The 15,017-nt window shown below is 48.9% G+C and carries 13 protein-coding genes; 8 read left to right on the top strand and 5 right to left on the bottom strand.

Annotation, left to right across the window (positions count from 1 at the left end; genetic code table 11):
* Positions 1-20: 20 nt before the first annotated feature.
* The 6 genes from aroB (at position 21) to trpS (ending at position 5,708) form a co-directional block, all read left to right on the top strand.
* Positions 21-1,106 carry a 3-dehydroquinate synthase gene (aroB, locus tag M988_RS01125; RefSeq protein WP_061059447.1) on the top strand — a complete coding sequence of 362 codons (1,086 nt, stop codon included), beginning with the start codon at positions 21-23 and terminating at the stop codon, positions 1,104-1,106.
* An 81-nt stretch (positions 1,107-1,187) separates the two neighbouring features.
* On the top strand, positions 1,188-2,285 hold the full coding sequence (locus tag M988_RS01130; protein WP_061059448.1) for an SPOR domain-containing protein: 1,098 nt from the start codon (positions 1,188-1,190) through the stop codon (positions 2,283-2,285).
* 145 nt (positions 2,286-2,430) lie between these two features.
* Positions 2,431-3,243, top strand: coding sequence for an adenine-specific DNA-methyltransferase (dam, locus tag M988_RS01135; protein WP_004090976.1), 813 nt, complete (start codon positions 2,431-2,433; stop codon positions 3,241-3,243).
* Positions 3,244-3,282: 39 nt separating this feature from the next.
* Positions 3,283-3,966, top strand: a complete 684-nt coding sequence (gene rpe, locus M988_RS01140) for a ribulose-phosphate 3-epimerase (protein ID WP_008815500.1) — start codon at positions 3,283-3,285, stop codon at positions 3,964-3,966.
* A 1-nt stretch (position 3,967) separates the two neighbouring features.
* Entirely contained in the window at positions 3,968-4,684 is a 717-nt protein-coding gene (locus tag M988_RS01145) for a phosphoglycolate phosphatase (protein WP_064572530.1), read from the top strand.
* 19 nt (positions 4,685-4,703) lie between these two features.
* A complete protein-coding gene (gene trpS, locus M988_RS01150; RefSeq protein ID WP_064572532.1) occupies positions 4,704-5,708 on the top strand; it encodes a tryptophan--tRNA ligase in 1,005 nt (334 codons plus the stop codon).
* 277 nt (positions 5,709-5,985) lie between these two features.
* Here trpS and M988_RS01155 read toward each other — a convergent pair whose 3' ends face one another.
* The 5 genes from M988_RS01155 to nirB all read right to left on the bottom strand — a co-directional run bounded on the left by M988_RS01155 (position 5,986) and on the right by nirB (position 12,078).
* Positions 5,986-6,159, bottom strand: coding sequence for a YhfL family protein (locus M988_RS01155; protein WP_064572534.1), 174 nt, complete (start codon positions 6,157-6,159; stop codon positions 5,986-5,988).
* 492 nt (positions 6,160-6,651) lie between these two features.
* Positions 6,652-8,034, bottom strand: coding sequence for a siroheme synthase CysG (gene cysG / locus M988_RS01160; RefSeq protein WP_008815497.1), 1,383 nt, complete (start codon positions 8,032-8,034; stop codon positions 6,652-6,654).
* Between the two features lie 70 nt (positions 8,035-8,104).
* The gene (gene nirC / locus M988_RS01165) at positions 8,105-8,908 is read right to left on the bottom strand and encodes a nitrite transporter NirC (protein WP_008815496.1); all 804 of its coding nucleotides are present in this window, start codon (positions 8,906-8,908) and stop codon (positions 8,105-8,107) included.
* A gap of 285 nt (positions 8,909-9,193) precedes the next feature.
* Entirely contained in the window at positions 9,194-9,529 is a 336-nt protein-coding gene (nirD, locus tag M988_RS01170) for a nitrite reductase small subunit NirD (protein ID WP_061059450.1), read from the bottom strand.
* Positions 9,526-12,078, bottom strand: coding sequence for a nitrite reductase large subunit NirB (nirB, locus tag M988_RS01175; RefSeq protein ID WP_064572536.1), 2,553 nt, complete (start codon positions 12,076-12,078; stop codon positions 9,526-9,528). The genes nirD and nirB overlap by 4 nt, the downstream gene beginning before the upstream one ends.
* A 383-nt stretch (positions 12,079-12,461) precedes the next feature.
* Between nirB and codB the strand changes: the two genes are divergently transcribed.
* Together codB and codA are read left to right on the top strand one after the other, a co-directional pair.
* The gene (gene codB / locus M988_RS01180) at positions 12,462-13,733 is read left to right on the top strand and encodes a cytosine permease (RefSeq protein ID WP_020303559.1); all 1,272 of its coding nucleotides are present in this window, start codon (positions 12,462-12,464) and stop codon (positions 13,731-13,733) included.
* Entirely contained in the window at positions 13,723-15,006 is a 1,284-nt protein-coding gene (codA, locus tag M988_RS01185; protein WP_064572537.1) for a cytosine/isoguanine deaminase, read from the top strand. Before codB ends, codA begins: the two co-directional genes overlap by 11 nt.
* Positions 15,007-15,017 lie beyond the last annotated feature (11 nt).

The following is a 15,017-nucleotide window of genomic DNA, read 5'->3' on the forward strand; positions in this document are numbered from 1 at the left end:
AAAAAGGTTCTGAGCACACCATGGAAAGGATTACCGTCACTCTTGGGGAGCGTAGCTACCCGATAACGATAGCCTCTGGTTTGTTTGAGGAGCCTGCTTCATTCCTGCCTCTAAAGGCGGGCGATCAGGCGATGTTAGTGACTAACGAAACGTTAGCGCCAATCTATCTTGATCGTGTTAGACATGCTCTTGAGCAGACCGGTGTTCGGGTGGATCAGGTGATCTTGCCGGACGGCGAACAATACAAAACGTTGTCTGTGATGGAGCAGGTTTTTACCGCATTACTGCAAAAGCCCCACGGGCGTGATACTACGCTTATCGCTCTAGGTGGTGGTGTTATTGGCGATTTAACTGGTTTTGCGGCGGCGTGCTATCAGCGCGGTGTTCGTTTTATTCAGGTGCCAACGACATTACTGTCTCAGGTTGACTCTTCTGTTGGCGGAAAAACAGCGGTCAATCATCCACTTGGAAAGAATATGATCGGGGCTTTTTATCAACCCGCATCTGTTGTTGTGGATATTGACTGTTTAAAAACGCTGCCAGCGCGCGAACTTGCTTCTGGTTTAGCCGAGGTCATTAAATACGGCATTATTCTGGATGGTGAATTCTTCGTTTGGTTAGAAGAACATCTGGATGCGCTGCTAAACCTTGAACCAACAGCAATGGCGTACTGCATTCGTCGTTGTTGTGAGCTTAAAGCGGAAGTGGTTGCTGCGGATGAAACAGAGCAGGGCGTGCGAGCATTGCTGAACTTAGGTCACACCTATGGTCATGCGATTGAAGCAGAAATGGGCTATGGTAATTGGTTGCATGGTGAGGCTGTTGCGGCTGGCATGATGATGGCTGCGCATACTGCTCGCCGTCTTGGTCAGTTTAGTGAGGCTGATGTTGCTCGCGTTAGAACGTTGATTACGCGGGCGGGTCTGCCAGTTTCCGGGCCAAAAAGTATGACTCCAGAATCCTACCTACCACATATGATGCGTGATAAGAAGGTTCTGGCTGGTGAACTGCGTCTGGTGCTGCCAATCGCGATTGGTCAGTCAGAAGTGCGTGCAGGCGTAGCTCATGAGATTGTCCTAGCTGCAATTGCGGATTGCCGCGATTGATGTTGTCGAATCATTAAATATTGAGTTGACCGGTGAGAATAAAAGCGCCCCACCGGTTTTGCCTCTGACTGGAGGGTGGATATGGAAGAAGAAGAGTTTAAACCTGATGAAGATCTGAAGCCTGATGCTAGCGATCGTCGTCCAACTCGTACACGCAAGGCTCGCCCTGCGGCTCCAAAATTAGCGGTTTCTCGTCAGCATATGATGATGGGGATTGGTATTCTGGTGCTGCTGGTGTTAATCATTGGGATTGGCTCTGCGCTGAAATCACCGACGAAAAGTGAAACAGCTCAGCAGCCTAGCAATGGTGGAACCAGAGATATTAGCCTTTCGGGGTCATCTTCCCTATCCAACAACACGGCCAGCAATACCACCGATGAGCATGATGGCAGTGGTGTGAACAACTCAGGCATGATTGACCACTCTGCTGATAGCGGTAGCGCAACAGCTTCGCAACCGCAGGATGTTTCTGTTCCACCTATTTCTGGAACGCCAACTCAGGCTGCTCCCGTTCAGGGGCAACAAGGTCAGCAACGTATTGATCTTGCCGGTAACAACATGTCCGATGCGTTGACTCAGCAGCAAGGTCAGGTAGATTCGGCGGTTCAGGGTGTTGACGGTGGGGTTAACGCTTCAACATTGCCAACGGCTCCAGCGACATTGGGTTCTGGCTCGGTGGTCGCTAAACCGTCATCGACTACCACTGGTGCCGTACAGAATATTCGACCAGTACAGACTAAACCTGTAGCGACGTCTAAACCTCATTCAGGTAAAACAACGGCCGCTAAAACACCAACTAATGTTGCCAATGTTGCGAAACCAAGCGCAAATACTGCGAAGGTTCCGACAAAACCGGTGACAAATAGTGGTGCGGTAAGCTCTGCAGTAAGTGGTGCCAATACGTCGCTGAAAGGTGCTCCAGCTAGCCATTACACATTGCAGCTAAGCAGTGCATCGCGTTCTGAGTCGTTAAATGCCTTTGCGAAAAAACAGAATTTGTCGCATTACTGGGTTTATGAAACGACGCGTAACGGTAAGCCATGGTATGTATTGGTAAGTGGTAGTTACTCAAGTCCTGCTGAAGCAAAACGGGCGGTATCTACATTGCCTGCTGAGGTTCAAGCGAAGAATCCTTGGGTACGTCCGATGGCTCAAGTACAAAAAGATCTCAAAAAATAAACAGTGGAATACTTTGCTTCAATGGGCAGCGGTATCGTTTGATGCCGCTGTTCTCAAGTTGCAGGGTATAAAATGCGCGCTGAAGTGCTGTCTCGAACAGTGTTTGATCCGCCGATTTGAATTGTAAAAGTAGCTTACTGACGGCATGAAGAAAAACCGCGCTTTTTTAAAATGGGCTGGTGGAAAGTATCCACTGGTAGACGAGATCCGTCGATATTTGCCTGCAGGAAAGCGGTTGATCGAGCCCTTTGTTGGGGCCGGCTCCGTATTTTTGAATACGGATTATGAAGAATACTTGTTAGCTGATATTAATGCTGACCTGATCAATCTGTATAACATCGTTAAGACCCAGCCTGATAATTTTGTTCGTGACGCCAAGGTGATGTTCAGTGGCGAATTTAATCAGTCTGAGATGTTTTATGCGTTACGCGCTGAGTTTAATCAGAGCGTTGACCCGTACCGGAGAGCGGTACTGTTCTTGTATTTGAACCGTCACTGTTATAACGGTTTGTGCCGCTATAACTCACGCGGTGAATTTAATGTGCCATTTGGCCGTTACAAGAAGCCTTATTTTCCTGAAGCAGAACTGTACTGGTTTGCGCAGAAAGCCCAGAAAGCAACCTTTGTCTGTGAGCACTATACGCAGTCAATGGGGCAAGCCGTGGAAGGAACCGTTGTATATTGCGATCCTCCCTATGCGCCGTTGTCGGCAACCGCGAATTTTACGGCTTATCATACCAACAGTTTTAGCATGACAGACCAGATGAAGCTGGCCGAAGTGGCTTCAAATCTGTCGTCGCGGCAGAAGATTCCAGTTCTGATTTCGAATCATGACACCGAACTGACGCGTCAGTGGTATGCACAGGCGGATCTGTTTGTAGTGAGTGCGCGCCGTACAATCAGTAGTAAGGTAGGCGGACGCAACAAAGTAGACGAATTGTTGGCGCTGTATTCCTGAAATTTGCACAGTGTCTGAACCGAGCACATGGAGAAACGGATGAAACAGTATTTAATTGCCCCGTCGATTTTGTCAGCAGACTTTGCCAGATTAGGTGAGGATACTGCGAAAGTACTGGCGTCAGGCGCAGACGTTGTTCATTTTGACGTAATGGATAACCATTATGTCCCGAATTTAACCATTGGTCCGATGGTGTGTAAGGCTCTGCGCGATTATGGAATCACCGCGCCTATCGATGTCCATCTGATGGTAAAACCAGTTGATCGCATCATTCCTGATTTTGCCGAAGCCGGTGCTAGCATTATTTCTTTTCATCCAGAAGCCTCAGAGCACGTCGACCGTTCATTGCAGCTGATTAAATCTTTAGGTTGTAAAGCGGGTCTGGTATTCAATCCGGCGACATCACTCAGTTATCTTGAATACGTGATGGATAAAGTTGATGTGATTTTATTGATGTCGGTTAACCCTGGCTTTGGTGGACAATCATTTATTCCTGCAACGTTAGATAAGCTACGTCAGGTACGTAAGCTGATTGACGCTAGCGGCCGTGATATTCGCTTAGAAGTGGATGGCGGTGTGAAAGTCGATAATATCGGTGCCATTGCCGCAGCAGGTGCAGATATGTTTGTCGCAGGCTCTGCTATTTTCGGTCACCCAGACTATGAACAAATTATCACTCAGATGCGCGGCGAAATCGCTAAAGCCACTGCTCAGAGTGAATAACATGAATAGCTCAGCGTCGGCTGGTTTTTCTCCTCGCCTGTTCGAGAAGATACAGGCGGTAGCCTTCGATCTGGATGGCACACTTGTCGATAGCGCCTCTGGTCTATCGGCGGCCATGGATAAGGCGATGAAAGAGCTGGGTTTACCTGTTCCAGGTTTGGCTCGCGTTAAAAATTGGATCGGCAACGGTGCCGATATGTTGGTTAATCGAGCGCTAGTGTGGGCCGATAAAGAGCCAACAGATGCGTTGTGTCAACGAGCTCGAGCCGCGTTTGATTTCTACTATGCCAGCACGGTTGAAACCGGCAGTCAGCTATATCCTCAGGTCAAAGAAACGCTTGCCGCTTTATCCCATAAAGGCTATCCGCTTGCGGTTATCACGAATAAACCCACTCCTTTTGTTCGCCCGTTGTTGGCCTCTCTCGGCATCGATGGCTATTTCAGCCACATTGTCGGCGGCGATGATGTGGTGAAGAAAAAGCCACATCCAGCACCGTTGTATTTGGTTTTAGCCCAAACGGGTGTATTGGCGAGTGAGTTGTTATTCGTGGGCGATTCCCGTAATGACATTCAGGCTGCACATGCGGCCGGATGTCCTTCAGTTGGGATGACCTATGGGTATAACTACGGCGAACCGATTGAGCGTAGCGAGCCAAGCTGTGTGCTGAACCAATTTTCTGAGTTGTTGCCCCTGATCGGGCTACCCCCTTTAAGCTAAGACGTATAGGAACCGAGACATGAGTAAGCCCATCGTTTTCAGTGGCGCACAGCCATCTGGTGAACTGACCATTGGTAACTACATGGGAGCTTTGCGCCAATGGGTGCAGATGCAAGATGAGTATGACTGCATTTATTGCATCGTTGACCAGCATGCGATTACCGTGCGTCAGGATGCGCAGCAACTGCGTAAAGCAACGCTAGATACGCTAGCGCTCTATCTGGCCTGCGGTATTGATCCAGAAAAAAGCACTATCTTTGTCCAGTCTCATGTTCCTGAACATGCTCAGCTTGGCTGGGTGCTTAACTGCTACACCTATTTTGGTGAGCTCAGCCGTATGACGCAGTTTAAAGACAAATCTGCGCGCTATGCTGAAAACATCAACGCAGGTCTCTTTGATTACCCTGTACTCATGGCGGCTGATATCTTGCTGTATCAGACGACTCAGGTACCGGTTGGGGAAGATCAGAAGCAGCATTTAGAATTGAGCCGTGATGTTGCAGCCCGCTTTAACGCATTGTATGGCGATATCTTTAAGGTTCCAGAGCCGTTTATTCCTAAGTCTGGCGCTCGTGTGATGTCTTTGCTGGAACCAACCAAAAAGATGTCCAAATCTGACGATAACCGTAACAACGTGATCGGCTTGCTGGAAGATCCAAAATCAGTCATCAAGAAGATCAAACGTGCGGTGACAGATTCTGATGAGCCTGCGGTTGTCCGCTATGACGTGGTGAATAAGGCTGGCGTTTCAAACTTGCTAGATATCTTGTCGGGTGTGACCGGCAAAAGCATTCCAGAACTTGAGCTAGAGTTCGAAGGGAAAATGTATGGTCATCTGAAAGGTGCGGTTGCTGATGCTGTTTCTGGCATGCTAACTGAATTGCAGGAGTGCTATAACCGTTTCCGTAATGATGAAGCCTTCCTACAGCAGGTGATGCGTGACGGTGCCCAGAAAGCGCGTGCTCGCGCACAGGAAACTGTGAAAAAAGTTTACGATGCTATAGGATTCGTTGCTCAGCCTTAAGCTTCAAAGCACATGATAATCAGAACCCGCCTCTTGGTGGGTTTTTTTATGCTTCGCGATTATGATGTGAATATAATCTGAAACAAGTTACTTTAATAATAAAAATAGGATGTTATTCAGAAAGCATGAGAACTGTGGGCTTAATGTTCTCTATTTTATTGGGGGGGTTGCCCTTGAAATAAGAGCAATATTAATGATTGGCCACCGATGGTTAATAATAAAACCATAAATATAGATATGGTGAATGTCTACCGTGGCCTCTCCGATAAGTTAAGAATTACTTCTGTGAATCAACGTTGCCACAACCACCAATCATTTTAGAGATTGAAATCGCAGGGTGGAATAAATAGTCGTAGCTACAGTTTTTTGCTTTGTTATCAATGTGTCCAGTACAAGCGGTCAGAGTGGAGAGTACTGCGGCAACAATGGAGAGCTTAATAAATTTATTCATTTTCATTCCCGTTATTAAATTAATATTAATTGCTTAGTATTAATATCTGAAACGAATGTTTGATTAAGACATCTCGCTCAAATATAGGTGTGCGACTATATGATATAAGATTTATGCTTACAAGCATGGAGGTCGAGTAATGACCTGAAAGCTTTTTTAAGCAAAGCTTAATTATGCGTTGCTTGCGGATATTATTTTAGATATCGGTTATTTTAATGCTCTTTTACCAGTCCGTTTTATTTAAATAAAAATACAGAAAGAATATCTAGCACATTTGGTTTTAATGTTGAGAGTTTGATTTATCTATTAACCTTTTTCATTTATTTATCACGTTATGACAACGTATTGAGTCCAATTACTTTATAGCCTATGAAGGCTGGCTGATTCAAATTGAGGGATTTTGATGAGGCTAAGCCTTGAGGCGTGGCCTCAAGGCTTGAATTGAAGGGATAACGTTGTTGTTAGTGGCTGTGTCTAACAAACCGTTTAGTGTTACTTTTTAGTCGCAGCGCTAAACCAGTTGAGCTTGTCACGTAATGAAACCACTGTGCCGACAATGATCAGGCTTGGGCTTTCAACCTGCAGAGCTAATTCACCAAGCGCTGACAGTTCACCGGTAACGACTTTTTGTTGTACCGAGGTTCCATTTTCAACCAAGGCGATTGGCATTGACTTGCTCATACCATGCTTGATGAGCTGTGCCTCAATTTCAGCGGCCTGATTGAGACCCATATAAAACACTAATGTTTGTTTTTCGGCGGCTAAATTAGCCCAGTCCAGCGACGTGTCTTTCTTGGCATGCCCAGTCACTAGCCGCACGCTTTGCGCATAATCTCGGTGGGTTAGTGGAATACCGCTATAGGCTGAACAGCCAGAGGCGGCCGTGATCCCAGGGACAACGGAAAACGCGATACTGTCATCTGCTAATACTTCTAGCTCCTCGCCACCGCGACCAAAAATGAAGGGGTCTCCACCTTTCAAGCGAACGACACGTTTGCCGTTACGCGCATTGCGTAATAGGATTTGATTAATTTCATCCTGCGGTACGCAGTGGTAGCCAGCCCGTTTGCCCACGAAAATGCGTTCGGCGTCGCGTCGAACTAAATTCATGATGTCATCAGAAACTAGTCGGTCATAAACGACTACATCGGCCTGCTGGATTTGCTGTAGACCCTTTAGCGTGAGTAGTCCTGCGTCACCGGGGCCAGCGCCAACCAATACAACTTCACCACGCTGCTCCAGAGGCTGTTCAAAGAGATCGGTGAGGTGTTTGTCTACCATCGCTGCATCCTGATTTGCCAGCGATTGGGCTAAGCGGTCATGCGCAAATAGACGCTCCCAAAAACGGCGGCGTAGCGTGATGGTTGAGAATTTATCTTTCACCTGCTGGCGTAAATCACCCGCTAAACGAGCGAGCTGGCCTAAATGTTGCGGTAGGATTGCTTCCAGTTTTTCGCGCAGCAAGCGCGCTAGCACCGGAGATTTACCACCGGATGAAACGGCGACCATAAGCGGTGAGCGGTCGATAATAGAGGGCATGATAAAACTGGCGCGCTTAGGTGCATCGACCACGTTGCAGAAAATCTGGCGTTCGCTGGCCTGTTGGAACACGAGATCGTTGACGTTCTCATCGTCAGTCGCTGCGATAACCAGCCATACGCCTTCGAGTAGAGCAGGGGAGAACTCACCGTGCGCCTGCTTTAGCTTGCCATCTTTTGCCCATAGGTCGAACTGTGGCGTGAACTCTTTGGCATTAACCGTGATATCAGCCCCTGCATCCATCAGCAGCCTTGCTTTACGTTCAGCGACTTCGCCGCCGCCAACCAGCAGGCAGGCCTTTTGTTGCAACTGACAAAAAATCGGTAAATAGTCCATCGAACAATCCTCACTACGGAATTTGCTTCGGCAAAAAAGCGCATCGCCTAAGCGATGCGCCATAAAATCATTAAGCTGTCTGATTCTGTTGTGCCGAAACTTCCGCCACCGGGCGCTGCGCGCGCGGTGTTGCATACCAGTAACCGAGACCCATAAAGACCGCACCGGATAACGTATTACCCAGTGTCACCCACAGCAGGTTGTGGCCAATACCGCTTAGAGTAAAGGATTCGCTGTGATTACCGAGCCAAGATAGGGCAAAAAGGGTCATGTTGGCAACCGAGTGCTCGTAGCCTGATGCGATAAATGCCAGTAAACACCACCAGATAGCGAGGAATTTGCCAGCGCCTTCGGTGCGAAGTGCCATCCAGATTGCCAAGCAAACCAGCCAGTTACACAGCGCGCCCTTGAAGAAGAGTACGGCTGCGGGAGCCGTTGTTTTTGCTAACGCTGCGGTGTGAACCAAGCTGCTGTCAACCGGTAGTAGGTTGCCGCCGCCGTAGTAATATAAAACGGCGACGAAGATTGAACCGATAAGGTTCCCTAGCCATGTTTGCGGCAGGATGGCTAGCCATTGGCTTCCGCTAATGGTGCCCGCTTTTACACCGAGGGTCAGGAACATCGTGTGGCCGGTAAATAACTCAGAGCCTGCGATAATGACTAATGTCAGGGCGATACCAAAGGTGGCTCCCATTAACAACGGACGTAATGCGGGCTCGACCATATTTCCCAGTGTAAAAATCAGAATGATGCCGAGGCCAACATAAGCCCCTGCCATCGCAGAGCTAATCCAAAAACCAAACGGGTTATCTTTGTTCAGGCGAACAATGCGTGCTGCATTGGTAGCGCATTTATTGATGGTGTCGGTAAACATACTGGCTTCCATTAGTTGTTAAAGATTAAAGGTGAAAATTTTGGTAATGGCTAAATGCTTTGTTATTGCTGTGTAAGGTTTCTACCGCCCGTCAATAACCGCTTTTACATGTCACTTCAGCCGAAGGGAGGTGTCCGGCTAGGATTCGCCGACAGGATGTCGGCGAAAGAACGGAGGAGCCAGAATGGCGATTGGCCACCTTGCTCGGACGCTTGCATTAGCGCACATGTAGATTTCGGTGCCTTAGGCGTACGAAACCTTACACTGACCGGATATCCGCCTCGCTCACTCACCCACCGCCTGCACCTGCACAAACCCATCAACTAAACGGGTCTTAAAGTGTGGAACCGAGTGGGTTTCATCTTCAAGACAATAGCCATCTACCAAGCGGAAATGCTGCTTTTTCAAGGGGCTGGCTACCCATAACTCACCTTGATGCTCGGCAATCAGTCCACGAGATAGCACGCTTGAACCGGCAAACGGATCGATATTGCTGATGGCGAATACTTGTTCATCCTGATACGGTCGAAACACGGCGACCTGATGGCTTCCGACTAATGCGCACACGCCGGTGCCCGGCAGGATGTCGTTTAATGGGCAGACATTGATCCACTGGCTCATGCGTTAGCCTCCTCGGTTGCAATCAGGGTGACAGGGATGCGTTCATCTGGACGTGCAGGGCGATGCTGTGCGCGCTCTGGAACGATTTGGACATTAGGATCGCGTTGGTCACTGTTGATAAAGTGTGCGAAACGAACCTGAGCAGCTGGCGTGTTAACGGTTTCAGTCCACTCGCAGATAACTTTTTCGCGTAGGCGGGTCATTTCTTGTTCTAACAGGGCGTTCATGCCCAGCTTGTCGTCAATGATGACGGAGCGCAGGTAGTCGATACCGCCTTCCAAGCTTTCCAGCCAAACGGAGGTTCGCTGCAATTTATCGCCGGTGCGGATATAGAACATCATGAAGCGGTCGAGATATTTGATCAGGGTTTCACGATCCAGATCGGCGGCCAGCAGGTCACCATGGCGCGGTTTCATCCCCCCGTTGCCGCAAACATAGAGATTCCAGCCGTTTTCGGTGGCGATAATCCCCACATCTTTGCCCTGTGCTTCGGAACACTCACGCGTACAACCAGACACACCAAACTTCATTTTGTGTGGAGTACGAATGCCTTTGTAGCGGTTTTCTAATTCCACGCCGAAGCCAACGCTGTCACCAACGCCATAACGGCACCAAGTACTACCGACGCAGGTTTTCGCCATGCGCAGCGCTTTGGCATAGGCGTGACCGGTTTCGAAGCCGGCTTCAATCAGTTTGCTCCAGATAGCGGGCAGATCGTCTTTTTGCGCTCCAAACATACCGATACGCTGCGAGCCCGTGATTTTGGTATACAGATTATATTCGCGAGCAATTTCGCCGATTGCCATCAGTCCTTCTGGCGTAATTTCACCGCCGGCAGAGCGAGGAATGACCGAATAAGTACCATCTTTCTGAATGTTAGCGAGGAAGTTATCGTTGGTATCTTGTAGCGGAGTGAGGTCTGGCTGTAGAACGTAGTCGTTCCAGCAAGAGGCTAGCAGAGAGCCTACGGTAGGTTTGCATACTTCACAGCCGTAGCCTTTGCCGTATTTTGCCAGCAATTCGCTGAAAGATTTGATCTGTTCGACGCGAATCAGGTGGTAGAGCTCCTGACGTGAATAGGCAAAGTGTTCACACAGATGGTTGTTAACTTCGATACCTTGTTTCGCCAACTCAGCGTTCAGAACCTGAGTAACGAGTGGAATACAGCCACTGCAGCCGGTGCCCGCTTTTGTTGCAGATTTAATCGCGGCGACGGTATGACAACCTGCATTCACAGCTTTAATGATGTCGCCTTTGCTGACGTCGAAGCAAGAACAGATTTGAGCGGTTTCAGGCAGAGACTCTACGCCGATAGCCGGTTTACCTTTACCCGCATGAGCAGGCAAAATGAGGCTGTCTGGGTGCTCTGGCAGTTCGATGTCGTTCAGTGTGAGCTGTAGCAGATTACCGTAGTCGCTGGTATCTCCAACTAAAACGGCGCCGAGCAGACGTTTGTTGTCAGCGCTGACGATAATGCGTTTATAGATTTCTTGGCTTTCATCCAGATAAACATAGCTGCGTGCGCCTTCGGTACGGCCATGGGCATCACCGATGCCGCCGACGTCTACGCCCAACAGTTTCAGTTTGGCGCTCATATCAGCGCCATGGAATCCGTTTTCTTTGCCAAGCAAATGGTCAACGGTGACCTGAGCCATTTTGTAGCCGGGAGCAACCAAGCCGAAAGTACGATCGTTCCAAGAGGCACATTCACCGATGGCATAGACGTCAGGATCTGAGGTTTGGCACTGATCGTTAATCACGATCCCGCCGCGACGGGCTGTGGCTAAACCGCACTGATGTGCCAATTTGTCTTGTGGGCGAATCCCCGTGGAGAAGACGATAAAGTCGATTTCCAGCTCAGTGCCGTCGGCAAAGCGCATGGTTTTACGAGCTTCGCTGCCTGAATGTACGATCTCTTGCGTGTTTTTGCTGGTATGAACGCGCACGCCCATACGCTCAATTTTCTCACGTAGTTGTTGACCGCCCATTGGGTCGAGCTGCTCGGCCATAAGAACGGGCGCAAATTCAATAACATGAGTTTCAACGCCGAGGTTTTTCAGTGCACCAGCGGCTTCAAGACCTAACAGTCCACCGCCGACAACGGCACCGCGTTTACTGCGGCGTGCACAGGCTTCGATAGCGTTAAGGTCTTCGATGGTTCGGTAAACAAAGCAATCTTGGCCTTCACTTCCCTTGATTGGCGGAACCCATGGATAAGAGCCGGTTGCCATAATCAGTTTGTCGTAGTGGATAGTACGGCCAGAGTTGGAATAGATGATTTTTTCGCTGCGATTGATGGTGATAGCGCGCTCGCCAACCAGCACATTCACGTTGTGTTTCTGATAGAAGCCTTCACGAACCAGTGAAAGCTCTTCAGCGGTGTGATGCGAAAAATAGGAAGAAAGATGAACGCGGTCATAGGCGACGCGGGGCTCTTCACAGAATACGGTAATCTCAAATTGATTCGGTTCAGCTTTTTCTAATAGTTCTTCGATGAAGCGATGGCCGACCATCCCGTTACCGATAATGGCGAGTCTTAGTTTGCTCATTTTTGCCTCAGAATTTGCTGCAAATGAAAGAAGTCTACGCCTACCATAATCTTCCGTAGGTTGTGTTTATTGATGTAAATCAATTTGCTTTCTATATACCTCTAAGGTGGTAGCTGGCTGATTTTATTGAAAATTTGTTAAGTTGCGGATTTTTCGCAACTTTGGCTGAAACGAGTCAGTCATGGAGGTGGGCGACCTAAGCAGTATCAGAAAAAGTGAAATGCCATTTTGTTTTAATTTTAAACAATAGAGTAATCACATCGGCCAAACAGGCAGAAATCGATAAAATTCTTATAACCCACACGAAAACGATTGCTTTTTGTGTGCAGAAGAATAGAATGCGGCGGATTTTTTGGCCTGAAAACAGCGAAAGGAGGAATGTCGTGTCGCAAGATAACAACTATAGTCAGGGGCCTGTCCCGCAGTCAGCGCGGAAAGGGGTATTGGCATTGACGTTCGTCATGCTGGGATTAACCTTCTTTTCCGCCAGTATGTGGACCGGAGGCGCTCTCGGAACCGGTCTTAGTTATCATGATTTCTTCCTCGCAGTACTCCTCGGTAATCTTCTTCTCGGTATTTACACTTCTATTCTCGGCTACATCGGTGCGAAAACCGGCCTAACCACACATCTTCTTGCTCGATTTTCTTTTGGTGTTAAAGGCTCATGGCTACCATCGCTGTTGCTGGGAGGAACTCAGGTCGGCTGGTTTGGTGTGGGCGTTGCGATGTTCGCTATTCCGGTAGGGAAGGCGACAGGGCTCGATATTAATTTGCTAATCGCGATTTCTGGGCTGCTGATGACGGTGACCGTTTTCTTTGGTATTTCAGCACTGACGGTGCTTTCGGTGATTGCGGTTCCTGCCATTGCTTGCCTTGGCGGTTACTCAGTTTGGCTTGCGGTACACGGAATGGGCGGCTTAGACGCGTTGAAAGCGGTGGTACCTGCCGAGCCTTTGGATTTCAACGTTGCGTTGGCATTAGTGGTGGGGTCTTTTGTCAGTGCTGGAACGTTAACCGCTGACTTTGTCCGTTTTGGACGTAACGCCAAGCTGGCGGTGTTAGTTTCGATGGTGGCGTTCTTCCTTGGCAACTCTTTGATGTTTATCTTTGGTGCCGCCGGCGCCGCTGCGTTGGGCATGGCAGACATTTCTGATGTAATGATTGCCCAAGGTTTGCTGCTGCCTGCTATCGTGGTGCTGGGGCTGAATATTTGGACGACTAACGACAATGCGCTGTATGCATCAGGTTTAGGTTTTGCCAACATTACCGGCATGTCGAGCAAAACGCTGTCGATTATAAACGGTATTATCGGCACACTCTGTGCCCTGTGGCTATATAACAATTTTGTTGGCTGGCTGACTTTCCTCTCTGCCGCCATTCCTCCCGTCGGAGGCGTGATCATCGCTGACTACTTGATGAATCGTCGCCGCTATGAGCACTTTGCTACCGCGCGTATGATGAGCGTCAATTGGGTCGCTATTCTAGCCGTAGCATTGGGTATTGCGGCGGGTCATTGGCTACCAGGCGTAGTGCCGGTGAATGCGGTGCTCGGCGGCGCTCTGAGCTATCTGGTACTTAACCCGATTCTGAATCGTAAAACGGCAACAACAGCAGTATCAACAATAACAAATGCGGAGGCTAACGGTGTCGAATAACTTACTTCAGGCGGTCATTAATGCTCGGTTAGCGGGCAAAGAAGGTCTTTGGCAGATTCGTTTGCACGATGGAAAAATAAGTGCCATCGAAGCGCAATCTGGCGTATTACCGGTTTCGCCAAATAATCTGGACGCTGAACAAGGGCTCGTTTTACCGCCTTTTGTTGAACCGCATATTCATCTGGATACGACCCAAACCGCTGGGCAGCCAAGCTGGAACCAGTCAGGCACTCTGTTTGAAGGTATTGAGCGCTGGGCCGAACGCAAAGCCCTCTTAACTCATGACGATGTGAAACAACGCGCATGGCAAACGCTGAAATGGCAAATCGCCAACGGTATTCAGCATGTGCGTACCCACGTTGACGTTTCCGACGCTACATTAACGGCGCTTAAAGCGATGCTTGAAGTGAAGCAGGAAGTCGCTCCGTGGGTCGATTTGCAAATCGTCGCGTTTCCGCAAGAAGGGATTATGTCTTATCCTAACGGCGAAGCTCTGCTGGAAGAGGCGTTACGTTTAGGTGCTGATGTTGTTGGTGCCATTCCGCACTTTGAATTCACGCGTGAATACGGTGTGGAATCTCTGCATAAAACCTTTGCCTTGGCGAAAAAATATGATCGTTTGATTGATGTTCACTGCGATGAAATCGATGACGAACAGTCTCGCTTTGTGGAAACCGTTGCCGCATTGGCGCACCGTGAAGATATGGGGGCGCGAGTTACTGCGAGCCATACTACGGCGATGCATTCTTATAACGGCGCCTATACCTCACGTTTGTTCCGTTTGCTGAAAATGTCAGGCATTAATTTTGTGGCGAACCCCCTAGTGAATATTCATCTGCAGGGGCGCTTCGATACTTATCCAAAACGCCGTGGTGTTACGCGCGTGAAAGAGATGTTGGAATCAGGCATTAACGTCTGTTTCGGCCATGATGATGTATTTGATCCATGGTATCCACTTGGCACGGCAAATATGCTGCAGGTGTTGCATATGGGACTACACGTGTGCCAGCTGATGGGTTATGGCCAGATTAATGATGGTATCAATTTGATCACTCACCATAGTGCCAAGACCTTGGATCTGAAGGGTTATGGGGTCGACGTGGGGAACAGCGCCAATCTCATTGTATTGCCTGCAGATAGTGGTTTTGACGCCGTACGTCGCCAGGTTCCCGTTCGTTATTCCGTACGCAACGGCGCAGTGATCGCTTGCACTCAGCCAGCCAAAACTACGTTGCACTTGGAACAGTCGGAAGCCGTGGATTTCAAGCGTTAATCGTAATCTTT

This window comes from Hafnia paralvei ATCC 29927 (genome assembly GCF_001655005.1).
Classification (GTDB): Bacteria; Pseudomonadota; Gammaproteobacteria; order Enterobacterales; family Enterobacteriaceae; genus Hafnia; species Hafnia paralvei.

What these genes read in the sequence shown, in the direction of transcription:
- dam (WP_004090976.1), top strand. Translation starts at nt 2,431, where the DNA reads ATGAAGAAAAACCGCGCTTTTTTAAAATGGGCTGGTGGAAAGTATCCA.
- M988_RS01155 (WP_064572534.1), bottom strand. Translation starts at nt 6,159, where the DNA reads ATGAATAAATTTATTAAGCTCTCCATTGTTGCCGCAGTACTCTCCACT.
- M988_RS01145 (WP_064572530.1), top strand. Translation starts at nt 3,968, where the DNA reads ATGAATAGCTCAGCGTCGGCTGGTTTTTCTCCTCGCCTGTTCGAGAAG.
- nirC (WP_008815496.1), bottom strand. Translation starts at nt 8,908, where the DNA reads ATGTTTACCGACACCATCAATAAATGCGCTACCAATGCAGCACGCATT.
- nirB (WP_064572536.1), bottom strand. Translation starts at nt 12,078, where the DNA reads ATGAGCAAACTAAGACTCGCCATTATCGGTAACGGGATGGTCGGCCAT.
- rpe (WP_008815500.1), top strand. Translation starts at nt 3,283, where the DNA reads ATGAAACAGTATTTAATTGCCCCGTCGATTTTGTCAGCAGACTTTGCC.
- cysG (WP_008815497.1), bottom strand. Translation starts at nt 8,034, where the DNA reads ATGGACTATTTACCGATTTTTTGTCAGTTGCAACAAAAGGCCTGCCTG.
- M988_RS01130 (WP_061059448.1), top strand. Translation starts at nt 1,188, where the DNA reads ATGGAAGAAGAAGAGTTTAAACCTGATGAAGATCTGAAGCCTGATGCT.
- trpS (WP_064572532.1), top strand. Translation starts at nt 4,704, where the DNA reads ATGAGTAAGCCCATCGTTTTCAGTGGCGCACAGCCATCTGGTGAACTG.
- nirD (WP_061059450.1), bottom strand. Translation starts at nt 9,529, where the DNA reads ATGAGCCAGTGGATCAATGTCTGCCCATTAAACGACATCCTGCCGGGC.
- aroB (WP_061059447.1), top strand. Translation starts at nt 21, where the DNA reads ATGGAAAGGATTACCGTCACTCTTGGGGAGCGTAGCTACCCGATAACG.